At 62.3% G+C, this 21,974-nt stretch carries 22 protein-coding genes; 8 read left to right on the top strand and 14 right to left on the bottom strand.

The genetic code is table 11. The features are described 5' to 3' along the window. The first annotated feature begins 71 nt into the window (after positions 1-71). Complete coding sequence (locus FY550_RS01205; protein WP_070980871.1) at positions 72-764, top strand: glutathione S-transferase family protein; 693 nt, start codon at positions 72-74, stop codon at positions 762-764. Positions 765-786: 22 nt separating this feature from the next. On the opposite strand, the gene FY550_RS01200 is transcribed toward FY550_RS01205, so the two are convergent. Genes FY550_RS01200 through cbiE form a run of 3 tightly spaced genes read right to left on the bottom strand, consistent with a single transcriptional unit; the run spans position 787 to position 3,397 of the window. After that, the gene (locus FY550_RS01200) at positions 787-1,326 is read right to left on the bottom strand and encodes a hypothetical protein (protein ID WP_084388246.1); all 540 of its coding nucleotides are present in this window, start codon (positions 1,324-1,326) and stop codon (positions 787-789) included. A gap of 15 nt (positions 1,327-1,341) precedes the next feature. Next, complete coding sequence (gene cobM, locus FY550_RS01195; RefSeq protein ID WP_070980869.1) at positions 1,342-2,103, bottom strand: precorrin-4 C(11)-methyltransferase; 762 nt, start codon at positions 2,101-2,103, stop codon at positions 1,342-1,344. 31 nt (positions 2,104-2,134) lie between these two features. Continuing rightward, positions 2,135-3,397 carry a precorrin-6y C5,15-methyltransferase (decarboxylating) subunit CbiE gene (gene cbiE, locus FY550_RS01190; RefSeq protein WP_070980867.1) on the bottom strand — a complete coding sequence of 421 codons (1,263 nt, stop codon included), beginning with the start codon at positions 3,395-3,397 and terminating at the stop codon, positions 2,135-2,137. 221 nt (positions 3,398-3,618) lie between these two features. On the opposite strand from cbiE, the gene FY550_RS01185 reads away from it, so the two are divergent. Beyond that, positions 3,619-4,485 carry an aldo/keto reductase gene (locus FY550_RS01185; RefSeq protein WP_149054302.1) on the top strand — a complete coding sequence of 289 codons (867 nt, stop codon included), beginning with the start codon at positions 3,619-3,621 and terminating at the stop codon, positions 4,483-4,485. 96 nt (positions 4,486-4,581) lie between these two features. On the opposite strand, the gene FY550_RS01180 is transcribed toward FY550_RS01185, so the two are convergent. From FY550_RS01180 to FY550_RS01145, 8 genes are all read right to left on the bottom strand, one after another. Then, complete coding sequence (locus FY550_RS01180; RefSeq protein ID WP_070980865.1) at positions 4,582-5,517, bottom strand: SDR family oxidoreductase; 936 nt, start codon at positions 5,515-5,517, stop codon at positions 4,582-4,584. A 368-nt stretch (positions 5,518-5,885) separates the two neighbouring features. Continuing rightward, complete coding sequence (locus tag FY550_RS01175; protein ID WP_084388245.1) at positions 5,886-6,845, bottom strand: ABC transporter permease; 960 nt, start codon at positions 6,843-6,845, stop codon at positions 5,886-5,888. After that, positions 6,835-8,340 carry a sugar ABC transporter ATP-binding protein gene (locus FY550_RS01170; RefSeq protein ID WP_149054301.1) on the bottom strand — a complete coding sequence of 502 codons (1,506 nt, stop codon included), beginning with the start codon at positions 8,338-8,340 and terminating at the stop codon, positions 6,835-6,837. Before FY550_RS01170 ends, FY550_RS01175 begins: the two co-directional genes overlap by 11 nt. A 110-nt stretch (positions 8,341-8,450) precedes the next feature. Beyond that, on the bottom strand, positions 8,451-9,422 hold the full coding sequence (locus FY550_RS01165) for a substrate-binding domain-containing protein (RefSeq protein WP_199287830.1): 972 nt from the start codon (positions 9,420-9,422) through the stop codon (positions 8,451-8,453). Between the two features lie 490 nt (positions 9,423-9,912). Beyond that, a complete protein-coding gene (locus FY550_RS01160) occupies positions 9,913-10,674 on the bottom strand; it encodes a 3-hydroxybutyrate dehydrogenase (protein WP_070980858.1) in 762 nt (253 codons plus the stop codon). Positions 10,675-10,729: 55 nt separating this feature from the next. Further along, positions 10,730-12,031 carry a CitMHS family transporter gene (locus FY550_RS01155; protein WP_070980855.1) on the bottom strand — a complete coding sequence of 434 codons (1,302 nt, stop codon included), beginning with the start codon at positions 12,029-12,031 and terminating at the stop codon, positions 10,730-10,732. A gap of 36 nt (positions 12,032-12,067) precedes the next feature. Continuing rightward, positions 12,068-12,409 (bottom strand): AtuA-related protein, encoded by a 342-nt coding sequence (locus FY550_RS01150; protein WP_070980853.1) that lies wholly within the window; start codon positions 12,407-12,409, stop codon positions 12,068-12,070. Between the two features lie 28 nt (positions 12,410-12,437). Continuing rightward, complete coding sequence (locus FY550_RS01145) at positions 12,438-13,802, bottom strand: acyclic terpene utilization AtuA family protein (protein ID WP_199287829.1); 1,365 nt, start codon at positions 13,800-13,802, stop codon at positions 12,438-12,440. Positions 13,803-13,911: 109 nt separating this feature from the next. Here FY550_RS01145 and FY550_RS01140 point away from each other — a divergent pair, with 109 nt between their 5' ends. The 6 genes from FY550_RS01140 (at position 13,912) to FY550_RS01115 (ending at position 19,729) form a co-directional block, all read left to right on the top strand. Next, positions 13,912-14,862 carry a LysR family transcriptional regulator gene (locus tag FY550_RS01140; protein WP_070980847.1) on the top strand — a complete coding sequence of 317 codons (951 nt, stop codon included), beginning with the start codon at positions 13,912-13,914 and terminating at the stop codon, positions 14,860-14,862. 93 nt (positions 14,863-14,955) lie between these two features. Next, positions 14,956-15,657, top strand: coding sequence for a CoA transferase subunit A (locus FY550_RS01135; protein WP_070980845.1), 702 nt, complete (start codon positions 14,956-14,958; stop codon positions 15,655-15,657). 1 nt (position 15,658) lies between these two features. Further along, the gene (locus FY550_RS01130; protein WP_070980842.1) at positions 15,659-16,306 is read left to right on the top strand and encodes a CoA transferase subunit B; all 648 of its coding nucleotides are present in this window, start codon (positions 15,659-15,661) and stop codon (positions 16,304-16,306) included. Beyond that, the gene (locus FY550_RS01125; protein ID WP_149054300.1) at positions 16,299-17,471 is read left to right on the top strand and encodes an acetyl-CoA C-acetyltransferase; all 1,173 of its coding nucleotides are present in this window, start codon (positions 16,299-16,301) and stop codon (positions 17,469-17,471) included. Before FY550_RS01130 ends, FY550_RS01125 begins: the two co-directional genes overlap by 8 nt. Positions 17,472-17,540: 69 nt before the next feature. Continuing rightward, positions 17,541-18,857, top strand: coding sequence for a short-chain fatty acid transporter (locus FY550_RS01120; protein WP_149054299.1), 1,317 nt, complete (start codon positions 17,541-17,543; stop codon positions 18,855-18,857). Between the two features lie 89 nt (positions 18,858-18,946). Then, positions 18,947-19,729 carry a cobalt-precorrin-6A reductase gene (locus FY550_RS01115; RefSeq protein WP_139148747.1) on the top strand — a complete coding sequence of 261 codons (783 nt, stop codon included), beginning with the start codon at positions 18,947-18,949 and terminating at the stop codon, positions 19,727-19,729. On the opposite strand, the gene FY550_RS01110 is transcribed toward FY550_RS01115, so the two are convergent. The 3 genes from FY550_RS01110 to FY550_RS01100 are packed head-to-tail and all read right to left on the bottom strand — an operon-like array spanning position 19,681 to position 21,945. Beyond that, complete coding sequence (locus FY550_RS01110) at positions 19,681-20,475, bottom strand: precorrin-3B C(17)-methyltransferase (protein WP_070980825.1); 795 nt, start codon at positions 20,473-20,475, stop codon at positions 19,681-19,683. The two genes, FY550_RS01115 and FY550_RS01110, sit on opposite strands and share 49 nt — an antisense overlap. Continuing rightward, positions 20,468-21,298: a precorrin-2 C(20)-methyltransferase gene (locus tag FY550_RS01105; RefSeq protein WP_070980824.1), complete on the bottom strand. Its 831-nt coding sequence runs from the start codon at positions 21,296-21,298 to the stop codon at positions 20,468-20,470. Before FY550_RS01105 ends, FY550_RS01110 begins: the two co-directional genes overlap by 8 nt. Beyond that, complete coding sequence (locus tag FY550_RS01100; RefSeq protein WP_070980823.1) at positions 21,295-21,945, bottom strand: precorrin-8X methylmutase; 651 nt, start codon at positions 21,943-21,945, stop codon at positions 21,295-21,297. Before FY550_RS01100 ends, FY550_RS01105 begins: the two co-directional genes overlap by 4 nt. Between the last annotated feature and the right edge of the window lie 29 nt (positions 21,946-21,974).

The following is a 21,974-nucleotide window of genomic DNA, read 5'->3' as shown; positions in this document are numbered from 1 at the left end:
TCATGAAATGCTGGCCGTCGCTCGTCCGGGCTGGGAAGATAGAGCGTCACCGCCTTGAGGGGAGAACACTCATGAATTACCGCCTGTTCATTGCCAACCGGAACTACTCCTCCTGGTCGATGCGTCCCTGGGTGCTGATGCGCGCGCTCGACATCGATTTCGAGGAAGTGCTGACCCCCTTCGAGGGCGCCGGGCGCCAGCGTGCCTTCGAGGCCTTCTCACCCACCGGCAAGGTACCCTGCCTGCATGATCACGATCAGGTCATCTGGGAGTCCATGGCGATTGTCGAATACCTCGCCGAAGCCTATCCCGGCGTCTGGCCCGCTCAGCGCGAAGCCCGCAGCTGGGCGCGCTCGGCCACTGCCGAAATGCATGCAGGATTTGCCGCCCTGCGCGATGAGTGCTCAATGAACTGCGCCCTGCGCATCGAGCTCGGCACGCCGAGCGAAGCACTGACCCGCGATCTCGAGCGTCTTGATGCGCTCTGGCAGGAAGGGCTGGCGTGTTTTGGCGGTCCATGGCTGGCCGGCGAGCATTTCACCGCCGTGGATGCCTTTTATGCGCCGGTCGCGGTGCGCATTCGCGGCTACGGACTCAGACTCGGCCCCGCCTCCATGGCCTATGCCGAGCGGCTGCTGGACCAACCGGCTGTGGCCGAATGGATTGAACAGGGCATTCGCGAACCCTGGGTTGATGAACCCCACGAAGCCGACTGCATTCGCGGCCGGCGGGTTCTCGAAGATTTGCGCCAGCAGGTGGCCTGAGCCCCTATGCAACGAGACTGCGTCAGGGCTCGTGCTCGACCTGACGCAGCATGCGATTGCGCCAGGCGTTGACGTGGCCGACGAACTCGTGACCGCGGTGCACGTTCGCCAGCACAATCGGATCGGTATCGGTAAAACGATTGTCGACCTGGATCGGATAGGCCTTCGTCAGCCAGCGCAGAAAGCCGGTGCCATAGCTGGCCTGACGCAGATCGCGCCAGTTGGTGCCGATGACCCCGCGCCGCCACGGCAGAATGCCGCGATAGCACCAGACCCCGTCACGATCCGAATAGAGCCGCACGCGCCGGATATAAAGCACCCGGTAAATGACCAGCCCCAGTGCAAAAAGCACGATGGCCGCACCACCGGCGAACAGCAGCTGTGCCATCAGCGGCGTCAGGGTGACCCAGCGGTTGAACAGCATGAAGGCGACGCCGATGGCGCAGGCGATCACCCCCTTGAGCAATACGTTCAGATAGGCCAGCCACGAGAGGCGATGTTCGCGAAAGCGATAGAGCGTTTCGTCATCGCCTCGCATGCTGTCCGGCAGGTCATTCTCCATGAAATCATCCGCTGATCAGTCATTGGTGTGTCGAAAGCGCCGGCAGTAGCCGGCTTCGTAGAGCGCGCTGTCGCGAAACTCGCTGACCGCCAGCGCCGGGCCGACCAGAATCAGGGCGCTGCGCTCGATGGGATCGGTCACCAGCGCTTCTACAATGCCGTCCAGTCGGGCGGTGACGATACGCTCATCCGGCCAGCTGGCCCGATAGGCCACCGCGACCGGGCACGCCCCGCCGTAAAAGGGCATCAGCCGCTCGACGATCTCCTCCAGCCGATGGACCGCCAGGTGAATCGCCAGTGTCGCACCGGTAGCCGCGAAACGCTCCAGCTGTTCGGCCTCGGGCATTTTCGAGGCCCGCCCGGAGAGCCGCGTCAGCACGACACTCTGCGCCACTTCGGGCACCGTCAGTTCCCGACCGAGTGCCGCGGCCGCAGCCGAAAACGCCGGCACACCCGGTGTCAGTGTCCACGGGATGCCTCGCGCCTTGAGCCGGCGCAGCTGCTCGGCCACTGCCGAATAGACCGACAGGTCGCCGGAGTGCAGCCGCGCCACCTCTTCTCCGGCTTCGAAGGCACGCACATATTCGGCCTCGATGGCCTCGAGATCGAGGGGGGCGGTATTCACCCGCCGCGCCTCCGGGGGGCAGTAATCGAGCAGCTCTTCGGCCACGGTCGAGCCGGCATACAAACAGACCGGGCAGCGCGCCAGCAGGCGCTGGCCACGGATGGTCATCAGATCGGCAGCGCCGGGGCCGGCGCCGATGAAGTGAACTGTCACCCTGGTCTCCGCTTGAACATGGCTGTGACGCCTACGGCGCCGCACTGAAATCGTGGGGCTTGTGCCAGCACCACTGGACGATGGTTCGGGCCGGCGTCCAACCGGTCATGCCGCCCAGTGGTGCCACCTGCTCATGACTCAGCCGGGTCAGCTCGCCACCCAGCATCCGGTAGCACTCGCCCAGCGCCAGTTCGGTTTCCAGCGTCACGGCATTGGCAATCAGCCGGCCACCCGGCCGGAGCCGATCGATACACAGCGCCAGCAACTCGGTATCCGAGGCCCCACCGCCGACGAAAATGGTATCAGGCTCGGCCAGCTCGGCCAGCGCCTGTGGGGCTCGCCCTTCGATCACCGTCAGGCGTGGCACGCCCATGGAGGCGGCATTGCGTTCAATACGCGCGGCCCGCTCGTGATCGGCCTCGATCGCCACCGCGTCCAGCGAATCGTCGCACAGTAGCCATTCGATGGCGATCGAGCCACTGCCAGCCCCGATATCCCACAGCCGCTCGCCATGCCGGGGCGCCAAGCGTGCCAGGGTCATCGCCCGGATATCGCGCCGGGTAATCTGACCATCGTGTTCGAAGGCCTCATCCGGCCGCCCGGGCGCCAGCGCAATCACCCGGGCGCGGGCATCAGCGGCAATCGTGACCGCCAGTACATTAAGCGGATCGATCTCCCGATCGGCTTTCGCCAGTTCTGCCGCAGAGCTTTCATGACTGCGCTCCCGTGGACCATTCAGCGCTTCAAGAACGCGTATTCGGCTGCTGCCGAAGCCGCGCTCGACCAGGCGTTGAGCGATGGCGACCGGTGCTTCTCCGTCACTGGTCAGGACGACCAGCCGGGCGCCTTCGTGCAGCCAGGGGTGGATCGCTTCCAGCGGCCGGCCGTGCAGCGATATCAGCCGGGTCGTCTGCATCGGCCAGCCCATGCGGGCACAGGCCAGCGAAAAGGCCGAGGTGGCCGCAAATACACGCATCTCCTCGGCCGGCACATGACGTGTCAGTGTCGCCCCGATGCCATAATGAAAGGGATCACCGGAGGCCAGCACCACCACCGACCGACCACGATGCCCGAGCAGCCACTCGATGCCTTCGCTGAGCGGCGACGGCCAGGCAATCGGCTGACCGTTGATCAGGGTGGCGGCCAGTGCCAGATGGCGTGTTCCACCGAAGACTACCTCGGCGGCACTGATCGCTTCACGGGCCCGGCCATCCAGCCCTTCGATGCCTTCCTCGCCGATGCCGACCAGCGTCAGCCAGCGTTTCTCGCTCGCCGCGCGGGCGTTATCGTCCATTACTGCCTCTCCTGATCGAAATGTCGTGCGTCATTCATGTCCATCAGTATCGCATCGACCCGGCCCCACCAACACGGCCAGGCCCCTGCCTGAAAAGTCGTCGAGCGATGGTCAGGCACTTTTCAGCCAGGGTCCAGGGCGCCGATCCGTCACAATGGCCGTCATGGCCGACTTGCTACACTGACGACAGGCATCGTGTCACCCGCAACAGGAGAGAGGTCATGAGTCTGCCGCAGATTCAGCTGCCGGATGGAACCAGTTTGCCCGCCATTGGTCAGGGCAGCTGGCACATGGGCGAAGGACGCTACACCCGTGAGGAGGAAGTCGATGCCCTGCGTCAGGGACTCGATCTGGGCCTGAGGGTGATCGATACCGCCGAGATGTATGCCAGCGGGCGCTCGGAGGAGGTCGTTGGCGAGGCAGTGCGGGATCGTCGCGATGACGCTTTCGTGGTCTCCAAGGTACTGCCGAGCAATGCCTCCCGCCGCGGGACCATCGAGGCGTGTGAACGCAGCCTGCAGCATCTCGGTCTCGAGCAGATCGATCTCTACCTGCTGCACTGGCGTGGCGGCACCCCGCTGGAAGAGACCCTCGAGGCCTTCGAGCAGCTGATCGATGAGGGCAAGATTGCCCGCTGGGGCGTTTCCAATCTTGATACCGACGACATGCAGCAGCTGCTCGAACTACCCGGCGGTGCTGCCTGCCAGACCAATCAGTTGCTCTACAACCTCGGCTCGCGGGGCATCGAATATGATCTGCTGCCGACGCTGAGCGAACAGGGCATTCCGGTCATGGCCTACTGCCCGGTCGCCCAGGGCGGCCGGCAAAGCCGATATCTGATCGAGAGCGAGGCCGTCCGCCAGATCGCCGATCGATACGCCGTCTCCCCCATGCAACTCCTGCTGGCCTGGACCATTCGCGAGCAGGCCGGCCGACGCCCGGTAATGGCAATCCCCAAGGCCGTTCAGCCCGAGCATATCCGTGACAACGCCGCCGCGCTGACGCTTGAACTCAATGACGAGGCACTGGCGCAGCTCGATGAGGCGTTCCCCCCACCGGATCACAAACAGCGTCTGGATATTGTCTGAGCCGGTTCGCTGGCAGACAAAAGCGGCGATCGACAATGCCGATCGCCGCCTGACCGTCCATCCTGTGACGCCGGGCCAACAGACCCGGCGGGTTGCCTAGCGGGTCGCGGTGATTCCGCCGGTCACGGCGATCAGCTCGCCCATGGTGAAGCTGGAGTCGGCATCCGAGGCGAGATAGACATAGGTCGGCGCCATCTCTTCAGGCTGTGCCCCACGCTGGAACATGGTGCTCTGCGCCTTCTCGTCGCCGAGATTGTGGATACGCTCCATCGGCATGCCCTGATCGGCGACGTTAAGTGAGGTCCAGGTCGGCCCCGGAGCGACCATGTTGATGCGAATACCGCGCTCGGCCAGGTGCGGCGCAATCGATTTGGTATAGCCCACCATGGCGGCCTTGCTGGCGGCATAGTCGATCATGACCCGGCTGCCCTTCATCGCCTCTTCCGAAATGGTCGCGATGATGGCATCCCCCTCCTTCAGATGCGGCAGCGAAGCCTGTACCAGATAGAAGTAGGCATAGGCGTTGACCTTGAAGGTGCGATCCCAGTCCTCGGCGGTCATCTCTTCCAGCGACTGCTTGCTGTTGAGATAGGCCGCATTGCTGACCATGATATTGAGATCCCCAAGCTCACTCACCGTTCGTTCGATCGCTTCCTGACAGAAGGACTGTTCGCTGAGATCACCGGGAATCTGCAGACAGCGACGTCCCTCGTTCTCGACGGCCTGCCTGGCTTCATCAGCATCGGGCTGTTCGTCGGGCAGATAAACGATCGCTACATCGGCCCCTTCGCGGGCATAGAGCACTGCCACGGCGCGACCAATGCCGGAGTCGCCGCCGGTAATCAGCGCGACCTTGCCTTCCAGCTTGCCGGCTGCCTTGTAGCGCGGAGAGAGATAGCGCGGCAACGGCTCCATTTCGGATTCCAGCCCATGTCCGGGCTGTCGCTGACGCTGCTTCGGATAGGGTGGCTTCGGTTCGTCAGTGACCTGCGGCTTATCGAAGTTGCGGGTCGGATTGCGCTCGTCAGCCATTCCGTGGCCTCCTTTCAACACTTCCCTGATGAATGTCTTCAACTCGGGTTAAGCGTAGCAACCTCTTTGGCACTCCCCCAAATCATGGCTCAGGGCGTTGCACACTTTCGCACACTGACGGCCGCAACAGCGGGGTGCCATCCCTCTGTCGGGATGACCCGCCAACCGTAGCGGCCAGGTGGATAGTGAAGGACGCATCCATGACCGGGGGCCATGCCCTGCCTCTCCCAGACAGAGCATGGCACTGTCACTGCATTGCAATTACCGGTTTTACCGAAGACCTGCCAGTGGCCCCAGGGCCCTCGGATCAGTATTGGTGCCCTTTTCGGTGCACACTCTTTTAAGCCGGGATCAACTCACGAAAGACATCAATTCTGCTTGAAATAGCGACGTGAAATTGAATCAAACGCAATGGCGATCACCACAATGGCGCCAGTAACCATCGCCTGCCAGTAAGGGGACACCCCAAGCAGTACAATAATATTACTGATCACACCAATGATGGCTGCACCAAAGATTGCTCCCAGTGGTGTCCCGGTCCCGCCAGTCGTGGGTACCCCACCAATCACCGCAGCGGCGATTGGCCCCAGCACCCAGGAATCACCAATGGAAGGTTGCGCCGAGCCCAGTCTCGCTACCATCAGCATGCCCGCCAGAGCGGCCAGGAAACCGGCAAAGGCGAATACACCGACGCGCACCCGATCCGTACGGATACCCAACATCCTGGCCGCAGGGAGATTGCTGCCCACGGCATACATGTAGCGGCCAAAAGGGGTCTTCAGCGTTATAAAGCAGGCCAGGGCCAAAAACACCAGCATGACCCAGAAGGGCACCGGCATACCCAGCCAGGTCCCACTCCCCATGAAACCTATCTCGGAAGGAATACCGGTAATCGCGACGCCTTTTGTCAGCACCAGGTTCAGACCGCCATAGACCCCGGCCATACCGATAGTCAAAACCAGCGAGGGCAGGCGCAACAATGTCACCAGCAACCCGTTGATCAACCCGAACAGTGCACCGACTACCAGGCACAGGGCAAAGGATAGCCACGGATCCAGGCCCAGCTGCACCATTAATATGCCGCCGATAACACCACAAAATCCTCCAATAGCGCCCAGGGAAAGATCCAGTTCCCCAAGGATCATCAGCATTGACTGACCGATGGTAATAAGGCCAATGAATGCCAGTGTTCTGGCGATAATGATCAGGTTGTAACTATTCAGAAAGTTTTCTGACAGGAAGGAAGCAGCGATCAATATGATCGCCAGCACACCGATCACACCACTGAGCGGATTACTGCTCATTGCTCCCGTCATTTTACGCAGCATGTCCGTCTCCACCGTGACCATGAATGGCACCTACCAGCTCTTCACTGCTGGCATCATCAATATGAAACTCACCACTGACGTGCCCTTCATACATGGTGATGATTCGATTGGCGCAGCGCTGAATTTCATCCATTTCCGATGACACCAGGATGATGCCAACGCCGCTTTCGGCCAACTCCTTCATTAGCCGGTAAATCTCCATTTTGGTCCGAAGATCGATGCCTTTGGTGGGCTCATCAAAAATGATCACTTTGGGATTACACGCCATCACCCGACCAATGATCGCCTTTTGCTGATTTCCGCCGGAAAGAAAGGCAATGTCCTTGTTAAGGGTCGGGGTTTTGATATCGTAATCCTTCACGATCGTGCTGACCCGGTTGCGCTCCTTGCGAGCATTGATGACGCCGCCGGCTGCCGTCTCACCGAACAGTGCCATGCCAATGTTTCTGCGCACGCTCTGTCCGGGAAAGATGCCGTGATACTTGCGTTCTTCGGAAAGATAAAACAGCCCATTACGAACGGAGTTACTGGTATCGCCAAGCTGCCATGCCTTTCCCTCGACCTGCACCTTGCCGGCACGGGCAGGATGAAATCCGAATAATGTCTGCATGACTTCGGAACGACCTGCCCCCACCAGGCCGGCAAAACCCAGAATCTCGCCCCGACGCAGCTGAAAGGAAACGTTTTCGAATCCCTTGCCGCTTAACCCCGAAACATCAAGCAGCACTTCACTGGTACCATCATTTTCATTCGGCTGTAGCCTGGCATCGGTTTTGATTTCCTGACCCGACATCATTTTTATCAGCTGATCGTGGTCAATTTGCGAAGCCGGTTGGGAACCCACCTTTTTCCCATTACGCAGTACGCTGATGGTGTCACTGATCGCGAACATTTCATCGAACTTGTGCGAAATGAACACCACGCCGCACCCTTTCTCCACCACATCACGCACCACGCGAAATACCCGTTCCACCTCGGTTTCCGTCAGTGATGAAGTCGGTTCATCCAGTATCAGAATCTTCATGGATTCGTTGGTGCAGGCGCGCGCAATCTGCAAAAGCTGCTGGTTGGAAACGGAAATATCGCGCACCTTGTCGCCGGGCCGGGCGGCAATCCTGAAACGCTCAATCCAGGATTCTGCTTCAGCTTCCAACTGACGACGCCGGAAGAGCAGTCCACCGTGATGAGAGCGGGAAAACGGCATGAACAGGTTTTCGGCCACTGTCAGGTTGGTAAACAGATTGATTTCCTGAGGCACGTAGGCAATGGTCTTGTGAAGATGTGGATGCTCGGCCGCATCCTTGCCATCAATCATCACCTTTCCCGAGGTTGGGCGCTCGGTCCCTGTCAGGATCTTGACCAGCGTCGATTTACCCGCCCCATTTTCTCCTGCCAGCGTATGTACCTTGCCCATCTCGATTTCGAGCTCGATATCATCCAGCGCTGTGACACCGGGAAAAGTCTTGCCGACGTGGTCCACGTGCAAATAAGCCATCAGTTCCTCCTTGCCACTTCGGCCCGGACGCCTGCTTCAACAAGCGTCCGGGCTCGACTCAGACCTGTCATCGACAATCAACGGATCCGACAGAACAACCACATCAGCACTTACTGCTTGTTATATGAATCGATATTGTCCGGTGTAATCATCACATTACCGGTATCGATATGATCAGGCGTGACGGCACCAGTGGCGTGCTGCCACATATTGATGACCGCCCAGTAGCCCTGCATGGTCGGGCGAGATGCCGAAGAGGAGTCCGCTACGCCTTCCCTGATCAGAGCCAGCATCTGATTGAGATCATCAAGGCCAACCAGCTTGACCTTACCTGTCTTGCCGGCTTCCTTGATCGCCTGACCGATACCGACCGGACCAGCCGCATCGGAGGCTACCCAACCATCGATACCGGGGTTGGCCTGCATGATCGCTGAAGCCTGCTGCTGCGCCGTGTTGATGTCATCATTGTCGACACCGGTTGCCACGACCTCGATGCCCTTGGTGGACTCGAATACATCTCGTGCACAACGCGCACGCTCAGCATGATTGGGTGCGGTGGGAACGCCCATCATGATCGCTACCTGACCCTCGCCATCGAGCAGTTCCACCAATCGGTTGGCAGCCATTCTGGCCTGTTCGCAGAAGTCGCTACCCACTGTCGTCAGGTTCATGCCTTCCGGATTACTGGAATCGAACAGTGTCACCGGGATGCCCTGGCTACTGGCATCCCGAAGCACACTGCGATTGCCATTGGGATCAAGCAGGTCAATGATCAAACCATCAGGACGGGTTGCAATGGCGCGTTCGATGATCTGATTCTGTTCGGAAACACTGGCGCTTTGTGGGGCAGAGTACTGAATTTTAACTTCAGTGCCGGTCTGCGCCTTGATGGCTGCGGCTGCCTGTTGGGCACCCTCATTCACCTTGTCAAACCAGGGATGCACCACTTTCGGCACCACCACGAAGCGATAACTATCCGCCGTTTTGGTGCCCGGACCTTCCGCAGCCTGCACTGCGGTCGCCAGCATTGTGGAAGTGAGTACGCTGAGCACCAGCGTCATGCCAGCCTTGATGATTTTCATGGCCTCTCTCCTGACTTAACCATGTTCCTGAATGATCGGATGTCTGAATAACCAGGTATCCGGGGCGATTTTCTTCACTGATCAATAGCCGGGAAGCCTACATATGATCACCATGTGACCATATGTATACTATTTTTAAGTGCAGTAAATCCCAGTGGGCGGTCACTGTAATCTAGACTTTAGTGGTTAGTTCATTGAAATTATTAAACTTCAAATAAGTTCAGGAAGAAATTGCTGGAATCAATACTGAATCCCAGCTGATTTTGAAAGTTTCAAATGATCACTGGTTAATACATATGCTCATCATGAAACGGCGACAGGTATGCGCCGAACGACCATGCTCGGCCCCACGCACCCGGCGCCTCATCGAGCGATGGTCAGGCAAGGCAGGAAAGAAAAGGAAACGGACCGGACTGGCGTACCGGTCCACAGGGCGCGGATATTTAAAACCGCATGGGCATGGGCAAGCGCCGCCCTTTTCGAACAGGACCTAACGCGCCGTCCAGCCCAGGTTGATATCCCAGCTCGCTCCGGTGACTGCCGAAGCGCGCTCGGAGGCGAGATAGTCCGCGATTTCGGCCACTTCTTCCGGTTCGATCAGCCGCTTGATGGCGGCCCCCTCCAGCATGATCTGCTCGATGACGGCCTGTTCATCCATCCCATGCAGGCGCGCCTGATCGGCGATCTGACGTTCGACCAGTGGCGTGCGGACATAGGCCGGGCAGAGCGCATTGACGGTAATCCCCTGCTCACCGCCCTCCAGTGCTGCGGTACGGGTCAGCCCGAGCAGCCCGTGTTTGGCGCTGACATAGGCCGCCTTGCCCGGCGAAGCGACATGCGCATGAATGGACGCAATATTGATAATTCGCCCCCACTGCTGCCTGCGCATATGCGGCCAGACCGCCTGTGTCAGTATGAAAGGGGCCGTCAGCATCAGATCAATGATGGTGCGCCACTTGCCCTCATCGAATGTTTCCAGGCGTTCAACATGCTGAATCCCGGCATTGTTGACCAGAATGTCGACGCCGCCGAACAGCGCCTCTGCCCTTGCGACAGCAGCACGGCACTGCTCGCCATCGGTGAGATCAGCACAATGAAATTCGGCGCCGGCAGCGTCGGCCACGGACTTGCCGTCAGGGTTGGCATCCACCGCCAGTACCTGACAGCCCGTCTGACAGAGTTTTTCCACCACGGCTCTGCCAATACCGCTCGAAGTGCCGGTGACCAGTGCCACACGCTGCGCTGTCTGCATGATCGTCCTTCCGGGTTGATGAAATCGGTTGCCCTTTCAGCATAGGCGCCCGTGATTACACGGGCACGGCACCGATGAGCACGGCAAAGCCGAGCAGCACGATGCTCAGCCCCCAGGCCCACAGGAAAGTGAAGCGGATGTGCGAGCGCAGCTCGACATTGGCCAGCCCAATGGCCAGATACACGCTCGGCACCACGGGGCTGACACTGAAGCCGGTGTTCTCGCCGATCAACATCGCCCGGGCGACCGCCTCCAGCGGCACACCTGCCGCCTGCGAGACATCCCGGACAATAGGCATCAGCGCGAAATAGTAGGCATCCGGGGAGAAGATCATCTGTAGGGGCACGCCGAACACACCGACGATCAGATGCAGATAGCCGGCCGTCTGCCCCGGTAGCAGCGCAATCAGGGTATCGGCCATGCCCTCGGACATTTCGGTGCCGGCCAATACGCCGAGCAGAATGCCCGCCGCCAGCATGACCAGCGCCATCTGCAGGGCACTGGCGGCATGCTCGCTGATCTGTTCCCCCTGGCGGGCCGGGTCGGGGTAGTTGAGCAGCAGTGCCAGCGCCAACCCGATCATGAAGGTCAGATAAAGCGGGAAAAGCCCGGTAAAAAGCGCCACCAGCACCAGCAGGGTCAGTCCGAGATTGGCCCAGTAGCGCCAATCCTGCGTACTCAACCCGGAGCTTCTTTCCGGCAGGGTCAACAGCGCGGGATCATCGGCCCCCAGTCCCTGCCCGCGCAGCCGACGCTGTGCCCGCAGACCGAACCAGCCGGCCAGTGCCAGCATCAGTACCAGCCCGAACAGCTGCACCGGCAGCAACGGTGTCCAAAGTGCCGTGGCATCAATGCCCGAGACCGCAGCGGCACGCGCCGTGGGCCCACCCCAGGGCACCATGTTGACCACCCCGGCGCTCAGGCCAACCAGACAGACCAGCACCAGTGGGCTGATCTCGAGACGCTTGTAGATCGGCAGCAGCGCCGGAATGGTCAGCAGGAAGGTCGCCGCACCGATGCCGTCCAGGTGAGCAATGGCCGCAATCAGTACCGTGGACAGCGTGACCCGCACCGGGCGGCCACGAGTGCGGCGCAGCAGGAAGGCCACCAGTGGGTCGAACAGACCCCGCTCACGCATGATGCCGAAATAGAGGATGGCAAAGATGAACAGGGTAGCGGTCGGGGCTACCGCCAGTACCCCCTGCTTGACGAAGCCCCCGATCTCGCCGGGCGAGAACCCGGCCAGCAGGCTGACAAGCACCGGCAACAGGGCAAAGGCGACAATCGGACTGAGCCGACGGGTGAGAATCAGGGCGATGATGGCGATCATCATCACAAAGCCAAGCGTTGTGATCATTGTCTTGCTCGCTTCAGGGATGAATGAAGGTCCGTCTCAATGGCGCGGCAGCGTCATTCCCAACAGGTGATAACCGAGCGTCTTGCCGTGCCGATCCAGCGCAGCGCTGGCATTGACCCCGCCTTCGAGGACTTCCTCGAGCACGATATTCATGCCCCCCAGCCGAGGGAGCAGATAGCGGTGAACGGCCTTTGGCCGACGAGCAGCAAAACGCTCTCGAATGCGCGTCTCGGTCAGCTCCCGCACCAGCCAGTCGTAGTCCTGTGGATCGAAAACAAAGACCGAGATATTCAGCGTGTTGCCCTTGTCGCCTGCACGGGCATGCGCCCGCTCGAACAGCGGTATGCCGGCATCAGCGGATGTGGATGTCTCTTGCATGGAGCCTCCCGGCGTTATGGTGCGGCGTTCAGAACCAGCGCAGTGTCGTGGAGACCAGCGTCCGATCGATGGTGAAGGCGCTGGTACGCAGCGATTCCCCCAGTCGCTTGCGCACGCCTCCCCCGCCCGCCGGACCATTGGTATAAAGCGCCTCGACCTCCTGTAGCAGCCGGGCAATGGCGGCTCGATCGCGATCCACTACCCCCAGGCGCACTCGAACATCCGTCCCCGTGGCGCCTTCAGCCATCGTCTGTTCCAGTGCCTCACCCCGGTCATCGCCCAGCACACTGCAGACACCGATCAGATCGATACGCGGCGACAGCTGCGGGCACTGTTCGCGGCTGCGTTCGAGCAGGATGTCGCGCGCCAGCCGCGCCCGCGCCAGCGCATTCGGTCCGGCATAGGAAATGCCCGCTTCGCCGAACCACAGCCCGCCGAGTCCCAGGTTGCCCTTGAGGGTATCGGGAGCGGGATGACCACGAATGCCCGTGACTTCGACCCGGTCATTGCCATGATCGATGACCGTCACTTCATTCAGATCGAGCACGCCATCCGGGGTGAGATAGGCACCAGGATCGTGGATCTCGTAGAGCAGCTGTTCCCGCACGGTCCGGGCATTGACTACCCCACCGGAGCCGGCGGTTTTGGTGACCACCAGCTCGCCACTGCGTTTCAGTTCGACGATCGGGCAACCGGGATGAGCAGGATCAGGCACATCCTTGAAACCGGGATCGGCGAAATAGCCACCCGTGACCTGGGTGCAGCACTCCAGCAGATGGCCGGTGGCCAGAGCGATAGCCGTGCGCTGCCAATCCGTGGCGGACCAGCCAAAGGCATGACGGATCGCCCCGACCGCCATGGAGGGATCGGCAATACGCCCGCAGATCACAACATCGGCGCCCTCTTCAAGCGCCCGGGTGACACTCTCGGCGCCGATGTAGACATGACAGGAGACGATGTCCTCGAACGGCACTTCCCGAGGCAGCCAGGCCGGCGGATGATGCGGGTCGAGTGCGTCCTGCAGGTCATCGCCCAGCACACAGGCAATGCGGGCACCGCCATGGCCGATCCGCTCGAGCGTCGCCCGCAGCCGACGCGCTGCTGCGACCGGGTGCGCTGCGCCGCCATTGGTGATGATGGGAATACCGGCGGGCAGACAGATGGGCAGCACCGGATCAAGAAAATCGAACAGACGTTCGGCATAGCCCTGCTCGGGATCGGCAAGTCGGCGCTGCTGTGTTTCGGCCAGCGTGCGCTCGGCCAGCAGTTCAAAGGCCAGATAGCGGGGGCCGGGCCGTTCGGCCAGATCGTGTGCCAGCGCAATCGCGGCGTCCGGTCGATCTCCGGCAAAACCGGCGCCATACCCGATATGAAGCAGTTCCGGTTCACTCATGGTCATGCAGCTCAGCCAGACAGAAGGCCTTTGACCATGGTGGAGTGCCGCTCGGGTGACCAGCTGTTTTATTTTATCGACACATCCAAAACAGTTATGAGGGGCGAGCATGTTTGCGCGACGACAGCTGCAGGCTTTCATCAGCGTCGCCGAACTCGGCAGCTTTACCCGGGCAGCCGATCGGGTTCATCTCTCCCAGCCGGCCCTCTCGTCCTCGATTCGCAAGCTGGAAACCCTGCTGGGGCTGTCGCTGTTTGCCCGTGACACCCGGGGCGTGAGCCTGACACCGGCCGGCCGGCACTTTCTGGAACATGCCCGTCGCATCCTGGCCGAAATGGAACAGGCCCTCGATGACGCCCATTCCATGGCGCATCTTCAGCGCGGGTTGATTCGCATTGCCGCACTGCCTTCGGTCGCCTCTTCCTGTCTGCCCCGGCTGACCCAGGCGTTTCTGACGCGCCACCCCCATGTCGATCTCGATATCCGCGATGGCCTGGCACGCGCTGTGCAGGAGTGGGTCAACGATGGCGAGGTGGATATCGCCCTCACCTCGCGACCCGAACACGAGGGGCTGCTGAACTTCACACCACTCTGGCAGGACGAGCTGATCGCTGTGACACCCAGGGCAAATGGCACTCAATCACCGGATTGGCGCCGCCAGCTCGGCGAGTTGCCCTACATCGCCCTCACCCCCGACACCAGCATTCGTCCGCTGGCCGATCGGGCCCTGCAGGCAGCAAACATGGCCACCTCTCCAGCCTGGGAGATCGCCCAGATGAGCAGTGCCATTGCCATGGTACGCGAACGGCTGGGCTATACCCTGCTGCCGGCCTCCTGCATTGAAGTCTTCAATCTCGGGAGCGAAGTACAGACCTGCCCGGTACCAGGCATCGCCCGCGAACTGGGCATCCTGCTGCGCCGGCCACTGCAACAGAGCCCGGCACTGGAGGCCTTCATGACCCTGCTGCAGGAAACCTTCCAGCCCGCCAGCGCTGCTTCATCCATGAGGTCCGACTCGGCGCATGCCTCCGGGGTATCAACGGCATCAATCAACTCATAAAACAAATCGTCTGGCCGCTGGTGGCGCGCTACCGCACGCTGACAGCTGGCAAGCGAACAGTCGATCATTCATCACTGCGAGGCGTATCGCATCATGGACAAATGTTTTGCCTCCGCCCATGAGGCACTCGACGGCCTGATCGAGGACGGCATGACGCTGGCCGTGGGCGGCTTCGGCCTCTGCGGCATTCCCGAGGCGCTGATCGAGGCCCTGCGGGATACCGGTAAACGCGAACTGACGGTGGCCAGCAACAACGCCGGTGTTGACGGCTTCGGGCTGGGGCTGCTGCTGGAATCGCGTCAGATCAAAAAGATGATGTCCTCCTATGTGGGCGAGAACCGGGAGTTCGAGCGGCAGTACCTCTCCGGTGAACTGGAACTCGAATTCTGCCCTCAGGGCACCCTCGCCGAGCGGCTGCGTGCCGGCGGCGCCGGGATTGCTGCCTTCTACACCCGCACCGGCTACGGCACGAAAATTGCCGAAGGCAAGGAGGTACGGGAGTTCGATGGCGAGCACTACGTCATGGAACACGGGCTGCCGGTGGATGTTGCGCTGGTGAAGGCCCAGGTGGCCGATCGCGCCGGCAACCTGCGTTTTGCCAAAACCGCGCGCAACTTCAATCCACTGGCGGCAATGGCCGGCCGAGTGTGCGTGGCCGAAGTGGAGGAGATCGTCGAGACCGGCGCCATCGATCCCGATGATGTGCACCTGCCGGGGATCTTCGTCCATCGCATCGTGCATAACCCGCATCCGGAAAAGCGCATCGAGAAGCGCACACTCAGGGAGGCAAACTGAGATGGCCTGGACACGTGAACAGATGGCCGAACGTGCCGCCGGCGAGCTTGAAGACGGCTTCTACGTCAATCTCGGCATCGGCCAGCCCACCCTGGTGGCCAATTACATTCCCGAAGGGATGGATGTCTGGTTGCAGTCGGAGAACGGGATGCTCGGCATCGGCCCCTTCCCGACCGAGGAGACCGTCGATCCGGACCTGATCAACGCCGGCAAACAGACCGTGACTTCGCTGCCCGGGAGCAGCTTTTTCGATAATGCCGAATCGTTCGCGATGATCCGCGGCGGCCATATCAACCTTGCCATCCTCGGCGCCATGCAGGTCTCGCAGAAGGGCGATCTCGCCAACTGGATGATTCCGGGCAAGATGGTCAAGGGCATGGGTGGCGCCATGGATCTGGTGGCTGGCGTTCAGCGGGTAGTGGTACTGATGGCTCATACCGCGAAGGGCGAGCACAAGATCCTGCCTGAATGCACTCTGCCACTGACCGGCGTGGGCGTGGTCAACCGCATCATCACCGACATGGGCGTGATGGATATTACCGAAGAGGGCGTCGCTTTGGTGGAGCTCGCCCCGGAGGTGACCCTCGCAGAGATTCGTGAAGCTACCGGCTGCGAACTGCTTGATCGACGGGAGAGCCAGCATGCGTGATGTCGTGATCGCCGGTGCCACGCGCACCGCCATTGGCACCTTTCAGGGCGGACTGGCCACGGTCCCCGCCGCCGAGCTCGGTAGCACCGTGATCCGCGCCGTACTCGGCGAACTTGATCCCGCCACGGTGGACGAGGTGATCATGGGTCATGTACTGCGTGCCGGCACCGGCCAGAATACCGCCCGTCAGGCCGCGATCGGTGCCGGACTGCCTGAAGGCGTACCGGCCATGACCGTCGACAAGGTCTGCGGTTCCGGAATGAAGGCCGTGCAGCTGGCGGTACAGGCGATTCGCTGCGGCGATGCCGAGACCATCGTGGCCGGCGGCATGGAGTGCATGAGTCTGGCCCCCTATGTACTGCCGAAGGCACGTACCGGCCTGCGCATGGGCCATGCCGAGCTGCTCGATAGCATGATTCATGATGGGCTGTGGGACGCCTTCAACAACTACCACATGGGGGTTACCGCGGAGAATCTGGCCGAACGCTACGCCATCAGCCGCGAGACTCAGGACGCCTTCGCCGCCGAATCCCAGCGCCGCGCCAGCGAAGCACGCGATGCAGGGCGTTTTGACGCCGAGATCACACCGGTCGAGGTCCACGGCCGGCGTGGCGAGACCACCACCATCGAGCGTGACGAACAGCCCCGCGAAGGTGTGACTGCCGAATCACTGGCGCGGCTCAAACCGGCCTTTGCCAACAATGGCACCGTCACCGCCGGTAATGCCTCGGCGCTCAATGACGGCGCCGCAGCACTGCTGATCATGAGCCGCGAACGCGCCGAATCGCTCGGCCTGCCGGTGCTGGCCACCGTGACCGGCTACGCCGGGGCCGCGGTTGATCCCGCCGTCATGGGGCTGGGGCCGGTGCCCGCCACGCAGCGCTGCCTGACGCGTGCCGGCTGGTCAATCGAGCAGTTGGAGCTGATCGAAGCCAACGAGGCTTTTGCCGCCCAGGCGCTGGCAGTGCAGCAGGAACTGGGCTGGGACCCGGCCCGGGTCAATGTCAACGGTGGCGCCATTGCGTTGGGGCACCCGATCGGCGCTTCCGGCGCACGCATTCTGGTCACTCTGCTGCACGAGATGGCACGGCGTGATGTGCATCGCGGGCTGGCAACGCTCTGCATCGGCGGCGGCCAGGGGGTGGCCGTGGCAGTGGAGCGCTGAGTGCTCTCATTCCGAAGAACTCGTGGCGGCGCCTGGCGCCGTCCATAACAACAACGGGAACACACCATCATGCTCAGACTGTTGTCACGCCCGGCCGTACGCCTGGTAGAGCGCTACCTGCCCGACCCGTTCATCTTCGTGCTGCTGCTTACGTTGATTGCCGCCGTCGCGGCGATGCTGTTCGAGCAGCAGTCGCCGCTGGCGGTCATGCGCATCTGGGGCGATGGCTTCTGGGGGCTGCTCTCCTTCTCGATGCAGATGCTGCTGGTACTGGTCACCGGCTTCATGTTCGCCAACACCCCGCCGGTCAAGCGCCTGCTGGAGCGGCTGGCAGATGTGCCTCGCAGTACCGGGGGTGCCATAGTACTGGTCAGTCTGGTGTCACTCACAGCCAGCTGGATCAACTGGGGCTTCGGGCTGGTGGTGGGTGCCCTGTTTGCCCGGGTCATGGCACGCCGCATCCGGGTGGATTATCGCCTGCTGGTGGCCAGTGCCTACTCCGGTTTTGTAGTCTGGCATGGTGGGCTGGCCGGCTCGATCCCGCTCACCATCGCCACCGAAGGGCACTTCATGGCCGACCGGATCGGTGTAATCCCGACCGGCGACACCATCTTCTCGCTGTTCAACCTGGCCATCGTGGTGGCCCTGTTCATTGCAGTGCCACTGGTCAATCGCCTGATGCTGCCCGATGACAGCGAGGCCGTGATCGTCGATGCCGAGCAGCTCGACGATACCAGCACCGTCACGCCCTCGCCTTCCCCCCGGCGCCCGGCCGAGCGCCTCGAGAACAGCACCCTGCTGGCCTGGCTGGTCGGCATTCCCGGGCTGATCTTCCTGCTCGATCACTTCCTGCTGCGCGGCGGCGGGCTCAACCTCAACATCGTCAACTTCCTGTTCCTGTTTCTGGCGATCGTGCTGCATCGCACCCCGCGCCGACTGCTCGACAGCCTCAATGAAGCAATTCGCGGCGGCGCCGGCATCGTCATTCAGTTCCCCTTCTACGCCGGCATCATGGCGATCATGGTCCAGTCCGGCCTGGCCGAGTCGATGTCGCAATGGTTTGTCTCGATTGCCAGCGCCAACAGTCTGCCCTTCTGGTCCTTCATCAGCGCCGGTATCGTCAATCTGTTCGTACCCTCGGGCGGCGGACAGTGGGCCGTGCAGGCGCCGGTGATGATCCCGGCAGCCCAGCAGCTGGGTGCCGATATCGCGCATGTCGCCATGGGGGTGGCCTGGGGCGATGCGTGGACCAATCTGCTGCAACCCTTCTGGGCACTACCGGTACTGGCGATCGCCGGCCTGAAGGCGCGAGACATCATGGGGTTCTGTCTGATTCAGCTGTTGGTCACGGGGGTGATCATCGCACTCGGGCTGACGCTGCTCTAGCCGCCAGGCGGCTACCAGCAGATCGGGCGCGTCGAATGCGCGCCCGATCCGTGTCACGATAGCCCCTCACTCCCGGAATGACTGACACCATGCCCCTTCGATTGCTGCTGCTCGGCGGGACCGGCGAGGCGCGTCGGCTGGCCGAACGCCTCGCCGGGGATGACCGCTTCGAGGTCATCCTGTCGCTGGCCGGGCGCACCCGAACGCCACGTCTGGCACCGGTCGCCATCCGCCAGGGCGGTTTTGGCGGTATCGCAGGGCTGATCACCTGGCTTGAGCGCGAATCGATCGATGCCATGATCCTTGCCACCCACCCCTTCGCCGTACAGATGGCCGCCCATGCCGAGCAGGCCGCCAAGCGTACCGGCACGCCAACGCTTCATCTGGCACGCCCCGAGTGGCCGCGCCATCCACAGGATTGCTGGCTGGAGTGTGATCGGCTCGAGGATGCGCCGGCCCTGCTCGGCGATACCCCACGCCGGGTGCTGCTGGCGCTGGGGCGGCAGCAGGCGGCACTGTTCGAGGCAGCACCACAGCACGACTACCTGATCCGCAGCGTCGAACCGCTCGAGCCGGCGCTCGACCTGCCGCGCGCGCAGAGCCTGCTGGCACGCGGGCCCTTCACCCTGGCAAGCGAGCGCGAGCTGCTAAAACGTCATGGCATTGAAGTGATCGTCACCAAGCACAGCGGCGGCGAGGAGACCTACGCCAAGATTGCCGCCGCCCGGGAGCTGGGCATTCGGGTGGTAATGGTGCGCCGGCCACCGGCACCGGCGCTGCCACGGATCGAGCGTATGGATGAGGCGCTTGAATGGCTGACGCGTCAGGCAGGGCTCTCAGGATCGCACCCCGGCGCAAATCGCGGCGAGTAAACCAGCGGTGGCTGATCCGGCCGCTCGACCACCCGGGTCTGTTCGGAGCCAATCATCACCAGGGTCGCCATGTCGGCCCATTCGGCTCGGGCCTCGGCCAGGGTTGTGATCTGCATGTGCTCATCGGCGCGCCCCGCAGCGCGCCCGAAGATGACCACCGTCTCACCGGCCAGCGTGTCGCGCAGCAGCTCGAATGCGCGCCCCAGTTGCCACGGCCGGGAGGCCGAGATGGGATTGTAGAGTGCCATCACGAATCCGGCCCCGGCCGCGGCCTTCAGTCGACGTTCGATCAGTGCCCAGGGCTTGAGATTGTCGGATAGCGAGACAGCGCAGAAGTCGTGTCCCAGTGGTGCACCACAGGCGGCAGCGACGGCAAACATCGCACTGATGCCCGGGATCATCTGCACCTCCAGGGTACGCCAGTGCGCAGGGCCGCGTTCGATCTGCTCGCAGACGGCCGCGGCCATGGCGAAGACACCAGGGTCACCGCCGGACACCATCGCCACCCGGGCTCCGGCCGCGGCATCGGTCAGCGCCTGACGAGCACGGGCACCCTCTTCGCGATTATCGGAAGCCATTCGGCGCGGATCGTGTTCATCGACCACGCGATTCAGATAAGGGCCGTAGCCGTAGAGCCGCTCGGCGGCATCCAGCGCTTCACGCGCCTGCGGCGTCAGCAGATGAGACTCCCCGGGGCCGAGCCCGATCACCCATAATGTGCCACTGCGCGTCGACGCATCACTCATCCTGCGGTGCCTCGTTCAGCAGGTGGCGTAGTGCCTCGGGACGGTAGGTCGACTCGTGCCATCCCGGCACCAGCACGATCGAGAAATACGGCGCCGGGGTATCGTCACGCTCGGCGAGCGCGACACTCCGGGCGCCTGCCATGGTCGCCCGTTCGACATAGAGCGCCCGATCCAGCTGGCCGGTGCGCGCCAGCGCCCGTCGGATGGTCGGCAGATTACGCCCGACCTTCATGATGACGGCAGCCTCGCAGCGCCCTAGACGCTCGACCAGCCCGTCCTCATCGAGCGTCCCCGGCAGAATGCTGAGCACATCATCGCCCTGGCAGATCGGCAGGCCGGCACTCGACCAACCGCCCGACATGCCACTGACCCCCGGAATCACGGTGGTGGCATAGCGCGGTGCCAGGCGCACGTGCAGATGCATCCAGGAACCATAAAAGAGCGGGTCACCCTCGGAGAGCACGGCAACCTGCTCACCGCGTTCGAGATGCTCGGCGATACGCACGGCACTCTCGTCATAGAAGGCGGTAATGGCATCACGATAGGCGCTCGAATGACGCGGCAGTTCGGTGGTCACCGGATAATAGAGTGCCAGCTCGGGCTGACCGGGGCGCAGCTGCTCGGCCACCACCCGGCGCGCATTGCTGACATTGCCCGCCTTGGCAAACCAGGCCACTACATCGGCCTGCTCGATCACGCGTACGGCCTTGAGGGTCAGCAGCTCCGGGTCACCCGGACCGGTGCCCACGCCGAATAACCGGCCTGTCGTCCCCTCGGGATGACGAACGCCACTCGGAATGGCGGCCTCGGTCAGCGGTTTCATAACGCCGCACTCGCCAGAGCATTGACAGTGGCCGATGCGATGGCGCTGCCCCCCATACGCCCGTGCACCGTAATAAAGGGAATGCCCAGCTGGCTCTCGGCCAGGGCCTGCTTCGACTCGCGAGCCCCCACAAACCCCACCGGCACGCCGACAATCAGCGCAGGGCGTGGCAGAGCCCCCTGTTCAAGCCGCTCGAGCAGATGAAACAGGGCGGTTGGGGCATTGCCGATCACTACCACGGCACCGGCCAGCTGCATGCCCCACAATTCCAGCGCCGCTGCCGAGCGCGTATTGCCAAGCTCGGCCGCCAGTTGGGGTGTGCGCTCGTCGCGCAGCGTGCAGACAACCGGGTTGTCGGCCGGCAACCGCTTGCGGGTAATACCGCGATCCACCATTTCGGCATCGCACAGGATCGGCATACCGCTTTGCAGTACGCGACGCCCCACGACCGCTGCATCACCACCGAACTCGATGTGCCCGGCCAGTTCAACCAGCCCACAGGCGTGGATCATGCGAATGGCAATCTCGGCCTCGGGCGCGCTGAAGCGCTCGAGATCCGCCTCCTCGCGAATGATCGCGAACGAACGACGGTAGATCTCACGCCCGTCGCGGATGTAATCGAACTCACCGTTCAGGCTCTGCGTCATGCGCCCCTGCCCTGTCTACTGTCCGCCAT

Source organism: Kushneria phosphatilytica, from assembly GCF_008247605.1.
GTDB lineage: Bacteria > Pseudomonadota > Gammaproteobacteria > Pseudomonadales > Halomonadaceae > Kushneria > Kushneria phosphatilytica.
Note: the sequence above shows the minus strand (reverse complement) of the source record. Positions and strands in the feature narration are given on the sequence as shown.

What these genes read in the sequence shown, in the direction of transcription:
- FY550_RS01175 (WP_084388245.1), bottom strand. Translation starts at nt 6,845, where the DNA reads ATGCTGCGTAAAATGACGGGAGCAATGAGCAGTAATCCGCTCAGTGGT.
- FY550_RS01155 (WP_070980855.1), bottom strand. Translation starts at nt 12,031, where the DNA reads ATGATCACAACGCTTGGCTTTGTGATGATGATCGCCATCATCGCCCTG.
- FY550_RS01120 (WP_149054299.1), top strand. Translation starts at nt 17,541, where the DNA reads ATGCTCAGACTGTTGTCACGCCCGGCCGTACGCCTGGTAGAGCGCTAC.
- FY550_RS01115 (WP_139148747.1), top strand. Translation starts at nt 18,947, where the DNA reads ATGCCCCTTCGATTGCTGCTGCTCGGCGGGACCGGCGAGGCGCGTCGG.
- FY550_RS01110 (WP_070980825.1), bottom strand. Translation starts at nt 20,475, where the DNA reads ATGAGTGATGCGTCGACGCGCAGTGGCACATTATGGGTGATCGGGCTC.
- FY550_RS01135 (WP_070980845.1), top strand. Translation starts at nt 14,956, where the DNA reads ATGGACAAATGTTTTGCCTCCGCCCATGAGGCACTCGACGGCCTGATC.
- FY550_RS01125 (WP_149054300.1), top strand. Translation starts at nt 16,299, where the DNA reads ATGCGTGATGTCGTGATCGCCGGTGCCACGCGCACCGCCATTGGCACC.
- FY550_RS01105 (WP_070980824.1), bottom strand. Translation starts at nt 21,298, where the DNA reads ATGAAACCGCTGACCGAGGCCGCCATTCCGAGTGGCGTTCGTCATCCC.
- FY550_RS01180 (WP_070980865.1), bottom strand. Translation starts at nt 5,517, where the DNA reads ATGGCTGACGAGCGCAATCCGACCCGCAACTTCGATAAGCCGCAGGTC.
- FY550_RS01100 (WP_070980823.1), bottom strand. Translation starts at nt 21,945, where the DNA reads ATGACGCAGAGCCTGAACGGTGAGTTCGATTACATCCGCGACGGGCGT.
- FY550_RS01145 (WP_199287829.1), bottom strand. Translation starts at nt 13,802, where the DNA reads ATGAGTGAACCGGAACTGCTTCATATCGGGTATGGCGCCGGTTTTGCC.
- FY550_RS01170 (WP_149054301.1), bottom strand. Translation starts at nt 8,340, where the DNA reads ATGGCTTATTTGCACGTGGACCACGTCGGCAAGACTTTTCCCGGTGTC.
- FY550_RS01185 (WP_149054302.1), top strand. Translation starts at nt 3,619, where the DNA reads ATGAGTCTGCCGCAGATTCAGCTGCCGGATGGAACCAGTTTGCCCGCC.
- FY550_RS01205 (WP_070980871.1), top strand. Translation starts at nt 72, where the DNA reads ATGAATTACCGCCTGTTCATTGCCAACCGGAACTACTCCTCCTGGTCG.
- cbiE (WP_070980867.1), bottom strand. Translation starts at nt 3,397, where the DNA reads ATGGACGATAACGCCCGCGCGGCGAGCGAGAAACGCTGGCTGACGCTG.
- FY550_RS01150 (WP_070980853.1), bottom strand. Translation starts at nt 12,409, where the DNA reads ATGCAAGAGACATCCACATCCGCTGATGCCGGCATACCGCTGTTCGAG.
- FY550_RS01130 (WP_070980842.1), top strand. Translation starts at nt 15,659, where the DNA reads ATGGCCTGGACACGTGAACAGATGGCCGAACGTGCCGCCGGCGAGCTT.
- FY550_RS01140 (WP_070980847.1), top strand. Translation starts at nt 13,912, where the DNA reads ATGTTTGCGCGACGACAGCTGCAGGCTTTCATCAGCGTCGCCGAACTC.
- FY550_RS01165 (WP_199287830.1), bottom strand. Translation starts at nt 9,422, where the DNA reads ATGAAAATCATCAAGGCTGGCATGACGCTGGTGCTCAGCGTACTCACT.
- FY550_RS01160 (WP_070980858.1), bottom strand. Translation starts at nt 10,674, where the DNA reads ATGCAGACAGCGCAGCGTGTGGCACTGGTCACCGGCACTTCGAGCGGT.
- FY550_RS01200 (WP_084388246.1), bottom strand. Translation starts at nt 1,326, where the DNA reads ATGGAGAATGACCTGCCGGACAGCATGCGAGGCGATGACGAAACGCTC.